Consider the following 8698-nt stretch of genomic DNA (forward strand, 5'->3'; position numbering starts at 1 on the left):
GTGCGGCACGGCGGCCGGGCCGCACCGGGTCCCGAGCGGCGGTCAGTCCTTGAGCAGCGTGAAGTCCTTCGTGGTGGTCGCCCCCTTCGTGATCCGCACCGTCGCCACGGTCGGCTGGTAGCCGTCCTTGGCCACGATGACCTGCAGCGGGTTGTTCCGGACGTCGAGCCACAGCTGGTACGAGCCGTCCGTGCCGGTCTTGAGCGTGTAGTGCGTCGCCCAGCTGGTGATCTGCACGGTCGCGCCGGCGATCGGCGCCCCGCCCGAGGCGGTCACCGTGCCGGCGATCTTGCCCCAGCTGGCCGGCGGCTTGACCGTCATCGAGACGGCGATCGGGTCGAGCCGGTACGGCGTGTCGGACCCCAGGCCCAGTGAGGCGGTGTAGACGCCGGGCTGGGTGATCTCGGGCACGGACGCGTCGACCGTGACCGTCAGCGTGGCGCTGGCGCCGGGCGCGACGGTGACCGTTCCGGTGCTCTCCGACAGCCAGGTGACGTCGGCGGACTCGGTCTGGTCGTAACCGGGCAGCACTTCGGCCGCCTTGTTGGGCGTGGTGCCGGTCATGCCGCCGACCGCGTAGAAGCCGACGCCGCCACCGCCGCGGTACAGCGAGGAGTTGGCGTTGGGCAGTGCCGTCCACGTGTTGTCGTTCGGCTGGTACGCCCACGTCTGGTTGCTCAGCGCGCCGCCGCTCTGCACGGCGCCGCCCTTGACCAGCAGCAGCCCGTTGGCGGCGGTGTAGGACGCGCCCCAGGCGTCGGTCGGCTGGTCGGCGATCGGCGACCACGAGTCCGCGGCCGGGTCGTAGACGTAGGCGGAGGTGATGCTGCCCGCGTCGGTGGTGCCGCCGGCGCAGTACAGCTTGCCGGCGACGCCGCCGCAGGACTCCCAGGACACCGGCTCCGGGTAGGCGGCCAGGCTCGCCCACGAGTCGGACGACGGGTCGTAGGCGGTGACGTCGGTGGTGCCGCACGCGGTGGCGGTGCAGCCGCCGACCGAGTACAGCTTGCCGTCGAGCACCGCGCTACCCGAACCGGCGTACGGCTTGGGCGTGTTCGCACCGGTGGACCAGGTGTTGCCGGCGATGTCGTAGATCTCCAGCTTGGCATCGGGGCTGCCCGAGGCGCCCCAGCCGCCGGCGGCGTAGAACTTGCCGTTGATGATGCCGTGGGCCGGGGCCTCGCGGGTGTCGGCGGCCGACGCGAGCTTGGTCCAGGCGCCGCTGTCCGCGCTGTACGCGTACAGGTCGCTGGTGTCGTTCAGCCCGGTGTAGCCGAACGCCGAGTACACGGTGCCCTGGTAGGTGGCGACGGCGTTGTCCCCGGTGGTGACGGGCAGGTCGGGGATGGTCTGCCAGGCCGTGCCCGCGGCGCCCTGGGCGGTGTCGGCGGGCGTGGCCGCGGTCTTGGCCCCCGCCGTGCCGCCGCCGGCGGCACCGGACTTGGCGGCCTGCGCGGCCAGCGACAGCGGCGAGTAGTGGCCCTTGACGAGGTTGAGCGGGGCGCCGGCCTGCTGGATGACGACGCCGCCCGGGTTCTCGCCCAGGGTCACGGTGGCCGGCGCGGTGCCGGTGTTCTTGACCGTCACCGTCTGCGCGGCGCTCTTGCCCCACGCGACGGTCTTGGCGATCGAGGCCGGAGTGACCTTCAGCCGACCCGCCTTGAGCGTCAGGTCGCGTGACGCGGTGCCGTCCGCGGGGACGTTCGCGGTGGCCGTGGCGGTCGTGTAGTGCGAGGCCGCGGCGGACACCGGGTGCTTGCCGGTGAGGTGCGAGAACGTCCAGTAGAAGCCGTCGCCGAGGCCCGGGTCGTCCGGGGTGGCGACGGTGGTGGTGTGGTCGTCGGGGGCGTCCGTGCTGGTGACCGTGGCGCCGTTGACGCCCGCCGCCGTGTTGGCGTCGGTGACGTTGCCGACGATCAGGCCGCCGGGCACCGGGTCGTAACTGCGCTGCCCGACGAAGACGTTGTCCAGCTCCCACCAGTACGCCCAGGTGCCGGTGTAGTGGAACCGCAGCCGCACGTCGCTCTTGCCCGCGTAGTCGGTGAGCGGCAGGGAGACGTGCGAGGGGCCGGTCACCGAGGTGGTGGTCTTGTGCCACAGCGTGGTCCAGGTGGTGCCGCCGTCGGCCGAGACGTCCACGTCGGCGGTGGAGTTGGAGAACTCCTTGTAGTCGGTGTCGAAGGCCAGGATCGGGTCGCTCTGGCCGCTCAGGTCGTACGAGGGCGACAGCAGGGCGGTGTCCTGGTGCAGGCCCGACCCGATGTGGTCGCTGTCGACCATCGCGAAGCCGCCGCTGCCGCCGGTGCGGTTGCCGCGGTTGCCCTGGTCGTCGAACGCCCAGCCGCCGGTGGTGCCGGTGGCGTTGGTGACGCTCCAGCCGTCCGGGGCGGCCGTGGTGCTGGTGAACGGCTCGGTGGGGCCGCTGAGATGGACGGCGTAGCCGGGGGCCTGCGCGGCCTCCGCGTCCACCGGGACGGCGACGTTGACGGTGCTGCCGGCGGCGCCGACCTGCACGGTCTTGTCGACGGTCTGGTAGCCCGGGTAGTCGGACGCGATGTGCAGCGTGTAGGACGCGTTCTGCGGCAGGGTCAGCGTGTAGGCGCCGGTCACCGGGTCGGAGAAGACCGGGCCGCCGGGCACGCCGTCCGCGGTGATCTTGGCGTACAGCGGCCAGCCGTGGCCGGAGCCGTCGGTGATCTTGCCGGTCACCGTCTGGCGCGGTACGGCGTCCAGCGCGAAGGACTCGGTGACGGTCCCGCCGTCGGTCAGGGCGACACCGTTGTCGGACGCGCTGCTGTAGCCGTAGGCGCTCGCCGTGACGTCGTAGCTGCCCGGCGGGATGTCCATGGTGAAGGCGCCGGTGGCGTCGGACGTCGCCGAGTAGTCGCCGGCCTTGACGGTCGCGCCGGCGAGGGCGGCGCCCGTGGCGTGGTCGGTGACGGTGCCCTTGATGACCCCGTGCGGGCCGCTGCGGAAGGCGGCCAGGCCGTTGGGGGTGCCGAGGCCGGTGGGGCCGTCGTAGCCGGGTCCCGCGGTGCACAGCGCGGCCGGCGTGCAGGTGCCGTTGTCGCCGGTCGTCACATCGTTGAGCGCACCGCGCTGCGCGTACGGGTACGCGTTGGGGTAGGTGCCAGCGGCCGGGGTGCCGGCCGAGGCGTACACGCCCGCGATGATCGGCGAGGAGGCGCTGGTGCCGCCGTACACGGACCAGCCGCCGCCGCCGTAGGTCTGGTAGACGGAGACGCCGGTGACCGGGTCGGCGACCGCGGAGACGTCCGTCAGGGTCCGCTTGGCGCACGCGGTGTCGGTCTGGAAGGCAGGTTTCGGCTCGTACAGCGAGCAGCCGGAACCGGGGCCGCCGTAGGCGTTGTTCCACACCGACTCGCTCCAGCCGCGGCTGGTGCCGGAGTCCCGGGTGAGCGCGGTGCCGCCGACCGAGGTGACGTACTGCGACGCGGCCGGGTAGCTGACGCCGTAGTCGCTGTCGCCGGAGGACGCGACGACGGCGACGCCCGGGTGGTTGTAGTACGGGTCCATGGCGGTGAGTTCGGACGGGTCCTCGCCGCTGCCCGGGGTGCTGGAGTAGCCCGTGCCGTAGGAGTTGGACACGTACTTCGCGCCGAGGGCGACGGCCTCGTCCACCGCGGCGCCCAGGTCCTCGAAGTTCGCCGAGTCGGCCTCGACCAGCAGGATGTGGGCGTTGGGCGCGACCGCGGAGACCATGTCGACGTCGAGGGAGATCTCGCCGGACCAGTCGGGGTCCGGGGTGGGGTAGTCGGTGCCGCCGCGCTGGCTGACCTTGCTGAAGCAGCCACTGGCGGTGGTGCACGCCGGCAGCCCGAACTGCTGCCGGTAGACCGCCAGGTCGGCCTCGGCGTTGGGGTCGTCGTAGGCGTCGACGATGGCCACGGTCTGGCCGGCGCCGCCGTCGGCGGGCAGCGCGTACGCACCCTGCAGGTCGCCGGGCCCGAAGCCGGCGGGGGTGGTGGCCGCCGGCTGAAGCCCGCGCCGGGCGGCGACGTCGGTGCGCCGCAGCGCGAAGCAGGAGAACGCCCCCGGTTTCGGGTCGGCGCACTGCCGCACCACGTCGGGACGGTCGGACTGGTCCTTGGGGGCGGCGTGTGCCACGACGGCCAGGGGCAGTTGGAGGGCGACGACGGCAAGAGCGGCCGCGGTGGCGGCGCGACGTCTGAGCGAGGGTATGCGCAAGGTGGGTCTCCCTTGGGCCATGGGTGCGCGGTCCAGTCGGACCGCTGGCGTATACCTGTGCACCACAGGCACCTTCGGAATCCCGAACGCCGTGTCGGACACATGACAACTTCCCGCTCCTGCGTCACGTCGGCATCCCGCCACCGCCCGCCCCCGCCCGTAACGCGGGGTCGCCGGGCTGTCCGGGAGGAGCCGGCTGCTGCCCGTCGAGCCAGCCGTGCCGGGCCGCGTGCCAGACGAGCTGGATGCGGTTGTCGACGCCCGCGGCCTGCTCCATCGCGGAGATGTGCCGCTGCACGGTGCGCACCGCGACGCCGAGCGCACGGGCCATCGCGGCGTCCGTGCTGCCGCCGACGAGCATGCCCAGGATCCGCAGCCGCAGCGGGCTGTGCGGGGTGCCCAGCGGCACGCCGGCCGCCCACACCGACTCGAAGAGCGTGACCAGGGCGTCCAGCAGCCCGCTCGGCCGCACGACCATCATCAGCGGGTCGCCGTGCTGGCCGTCGGCGGCCAGCGGCAGCAGGGCCCGGGTCCGGTCGGCGATGGACAGCTGCACCGGCAGCCGGTCGGCGACCCTCAGGTGCGCCGCGCCGAACAGGCGCCCGGAGTCCAGGGCGTCACGTTCGACGACGACCCGGCTGCGCACGCCGTGCCGCAGCGCGGGGACGTCGCCACCGGCCGGTCCCGCGGCGGGCGCCCGGGCGAACACCAGGATCTCCTCGCGCACTTCGGCGTGGAGTTCCTGGACCTGCTCCCGCACGGCCGCCGCGCCCTCCACGACCTGCACGATCTGGCCGGCCCTGCGTCCCTCGTGGACACGCCGGTACTCGGCGCCGAGCCGGTCGAGCAGCTCGCGGCCGCGGCGTAACTGGTCCTGCGCGCGGGCCACCAGGGGCAGGAACTCCGACTGCGGAGGCAGCGGGTACCACAGGCCGTCGCCGGACTGCCGCACGAGCCCGCGCCGGGCCAGCTCGCGGCAGGCGGCCTCGGCGCGTTCCTGTGACACCCCCATGCCCCGGGCCAGTTCCGCCGCGGCAACCCCCCGCGTGGCGATGAGCAGCGGATAGGCCCGGTCCGCATCGGCGCTCAACCCCACTGCCTCAAACGGACGTTCGGTCATGATCGGGGACTGTAGTCGTCAAGTACCGGTCAAGGCCGTCGAATTGAGCAGGTCACGGGCGGTCACGGCGCGAACACCGCGCCGGGGCCGCCCGTGCGCGGACGCCTCACCTGCGGCGCTGCCGGATGCGGACGACGGGGTTCCGGCACGGCCGGGGTCCCCGGAAGATCCGGAGCCCCGGCCTCCGGTGGCCCGGCGGCGCGGCCGGGGGCCGGACCGCCGGGCGCGGCCGGGGGCAGCGAGGCCGGGCGCCGCCGGGGCGCGGACCGTCAGGCGGGTTCGGTCGAGAGCGCGGCCAGTTCGCGGTCCACGGCCTGCTGGTGCAGCTCGGCGTCCTCGCGGGCCCGCTTGGGGCTCCACCGCCCGGTCATCAGGAACACGAACGGCAGGAACAGCACCTGGCCGCCGACGCAGATCCACCACCAGGTGCGCCACTGGCCGGGGCCGTCGTGGGCGGCCTTCTGCACCTTGGTCCCGTACGTCTTGAGGACGTCGAGCTGCGGCTGCGCCTTCTGCACGGTGGCGAGGTCGGCGGCGCCGACGTCCTGGACCGCCCGCGCGGCGACGTCCTGCGGCACCTTGCCCGGCGGGTACTTGCCGAGTTCGGCGAAGGTCTGCGGGTGGGCGCCGACGATCGCGAGCGCGGGGGCCGCCTGCTTCTGCGCGGCAGCCACCTCGGCGCCGTGGTCGACCAGTGGCGTCACCGAGGTGACCAGCACCGGGATGAAGGCGGCGGAGATCGCCACGACCGCGCGGATCGTCCATCCCCACACCGCGAGGCCGGTGGCGGTCGCGGCCGGGTTGTGCTTCTCGACGGTCTCGGTGAAGCTCGCCATCCACGGCGCGTAGGCGACGCCGCTGAAGACGCCGATGGCCACGAACAGCCAGGCGAAGGTGTAGTAGTCGGTGCCCGGGTGGGTGGCGCGGGTGGCGAAGATCGCGGTGGCCACGATGGAGCCGAGCGCGCCGACGATCATGAACGGCTTGCGGACCCTGATCCTGTCGGAGAGCAGCCCCACCACGACCAGCGCGACGGCGTTGGCCGCCCAGTACCAGTTGGCGACGGCGTTGGCGCGCTGCTCGGTGTAGCCGTAGGTGGTGGCGAAGAAGACCACGAAGTTGCCGACCGCGGCGAAGTAGAGCAGCAGGTAGATCGAGATGGCCAGGGCGGAGCCGGTGACGTCCGGCCGCAGCATCTGGCGCCACTCGCCGCGGCGGGCCTGCGCCGGATCGATGCCCTTGGCCCGGGCCTCGACCAGCGCGCGGTCCCGCAGGGTGACCATGATCTGGTCACGCAGGGCGGGCGAGAGCTCGCGCAGCACGAACAGCGCGAACACGAACACGACGAACCCGGCGATCCCGGAGTAGCGCAGCTCGTCCTGCCAGGTGGAGGAGTCGAGGGTGTTGCTGGTGACCGTCGTGACGACCAGGCTGCCGACGACCGGGCCCATCGTCCACGCGCCCATCGCGGTCGCCCGGCCCAACTGCGGGGAGAAGTCCCGGATCAGCGCGGGGGTGGCCACCAGGACGACGCCCTCGATGAAGCTGACGAGCGCGAACAGCACCAGGTACGTGGCTTTGCTGCCGGCGTTGGGCAGTCCGAAGAACACCAGGAGCGAGGCGGCCAGCAGCCCGTAGACCACCATGTTGGCGCGACCCCACCGGTCGGCGAGCCCGGCGGCGAGCGAGGCGAAGGCGCCGACCGCGTTGCCGATCACCGACACCCACACGAAGTAGCGGTAGGTCATGCCGAAGTGGGTGATGATCGACGTCGCGACCGCGTACTGGATGTAGAGCATGTAGTAGAGCACGACGGTGGTGACGACCACGATCGCCAGATACGCCATCCGGCGCCCGGTGGCCGGATACGCGGCCAGGTCCCGGCGCAGCAGCCGGGAGAGTGCGGTGGGAGCGCCGGCGCCGGGGGCTGCGGGCTCCCGTCTGCCGTCGTCGAAGGACGTCGGAGTGGCGGACATACGGCTCCTCCAAATGGTGCAGGAATACCGGTGGGGTGGCCCCGGAGCGGCCGGTACGCGAACGCCGGGGTCGGAGTTGGGCAGAGGGTAGTACCGACCGGTCGGTATGCCTAGGGGGTGCGCAGTGCGTGTTCCGCGCGGCGCACCCGTGATCCGCCGGACGGCGTGTGGCGGGCCGGCGTGGAACGCCGCCTGCGGGACGTCGGCGCGACGACGGCGCCCGGCAGGTCGAGGTCCGGGGTCGGCGGCTGCGGACGCCGCTCATGCGCCTCGCCATCGCGGGCGGGCGCGGCTTCGCGGTCGGCGACCCCGGCGGCTACCGGCTCGCGATCGGCCCCGGCGCCGCTGGTACGCGCCTTTCACCGCAGGTGGGAGCGCGGTTCGGGGTGCCGCCGCCGGCACCCGGGGCGCCGAAGGCCGCTCCGCGGCGCCCCGGGAGACGTCCGGGGTCCTGGCCGGGCCCGTGGCCGGGCCTAGGCTCCCTCCACCGCCGGACAGACGACCCTTTAGCGGTCCGAAAGGACGGACACCCACACTGAGTCGACGGCTGTGCCCCGACCCCCGCGGGGTACAGCCGGCCTGCCTCAGGGGAAGGGGAAAGTCCGTGGCCACCGCCGCTCCGATCACCGTCGAGTCCGCCGAGCCGCCCTCCGTCGTCGCTCCGGACGGCGCCGCCGTCGCCGCCGCGCCCGTCACCGCGCCGCCGGCACCCGCACCCGCACCGGCACCCGCACCGGCACCGGCACCGACCGCGCAGTCCCGCGTGGCCGAACTCCATGCGATTCGCGAGGAGGTCTGGCGCGGGCCGAGCGAGAAGGCGACCGAGGCGCAGCGGGCCAAGGGCAAGCTGACGGCGCGGGAGCGGATCGATCTGCTGCTGGACGAGGGTTCCTTCCGTGAGGTGGAGCCGTTGCGGCGGCATCGTGCGAGCGGGTTCGGGCTGGAGGCGAAGCGTCCGTACACCGATGGTGTGATCACCGGGTGGGGTACGGTCCACGGCCGGACGGTGTTCGTGTACGCGCACGACTTCCGGATCTTCGGGGGTGCGTTGGGCGAGGCCCATGCCACGAAGATCCACAAGATCATGGACATGGCCATCTCGGCCGGTGCTCCGCTGGTGTCGCTGAACGACGGTGCGGGTGCGCGGATCCAGGAGGGTGTGTCGGCGCTGGCCGGCTACGGCGGGATCTTCCAGCGCAACACGCGGGCTTCGGGTGTCATCCCGCAGATCTCGGTGATGCTGGGTCCGTGTGCGGGTGGTGCGGCCTACAGTCCGGCGCTGACGGACTTCGTGTTCATGGTCCGTGAGACCTCGCAGATGTTCATCACCGGGCCGGATGTCGTGAAGGCCGTGACGGGTGAGGACATCACGCAGAACGGTCTGGGCGGTGCG

At 73.0% G+C, this 8698-nt stretch carries 4 protein-coding genes; 1 reads left to right on the top strand and 3 read right to left on the bottom strand.

Annotated features, from left to right (window positions below):
* Positions 1 to 42: 42 nt before the first annotated feature.
* The 3 genes from BMW99_RS24650 to BMW99_RS24660 form a co-directional block, all read right to left on the bottom strand.
* Positions 43 to 4209, bottom strand: coding sequence for a carboxypeptidase regulatory-like domain-containing protein (locus BMW99_RS24650; protein ID WP_075017557.1), 4167 nt, complete (start codon positions 4207 to 4209; stop codon positions 43 to 45).
* A 124-nt stretch (positions 4210 to 4333) separates the two neighbouring features.
* Positions 4334 to 5329, bottom strand: coding sequence for a hypothetical protein (locus BMW99_RS24655; RefSeq protein WP_143080560.1), 996 nt, complete (start codon positions 5327 to 5329; stop codon positions 4334 to 4336).
* A gap of 269 nt (positions 5330 to 5598) precedes the next feature.
* The gene (locus tag BMW99_RS24660; RefSeq protein ID WP_069467176.1) at positions 5599 to 7305 is read right to left on the bottom strand and encodes an MFS transporter; all 1707 of its coding nucleotides are present in this window, start codon (positions 7303 to 7305) and stop codon (positions 5599 to 5601) included.
* Positions 7306 to 8068: 763 nt separating this feature from the next.
* Between BMW99_RS24660 and BMW99_RS24665 the strand changes: the two genes are divergently transcribed.
* Positions 8069 to 8698: carboxyl transferase domain-containing protein (locus BMW99_RS24665; protein ID WP_322900215.1), on the top strand; the 630-nt coding region annotated here is incomplete at its 3' end.

This window comes from Actinacidiphila rubida (assembly GCF_900110255.1).
In the GTDB taxonomy this organism is placed as follows: domain Bacteria; phylum Actinomycetota; class Actinomycetes; order Streptomycetales; family Streptomycetaceae; genus Actinacidiphila; species Actinacidiphila rubida.

Coding starts and splice junctions, on each gene's coding strand:
- BMW99_RS24655 (WP_143080560.1), bottom strand. CDS start 5,329: ATGACCGAACGTCCGTTTGAGGCAGTGGGGTTGAGCGCCGATGCGGAC.
- BMW99_RS24660 (WP_069467176.1), bottom strand. CDS start 7,305: ATGTCCGCCACTCCGACGTCCTTCGACGACGGCAGACGGGAGCCCGCA.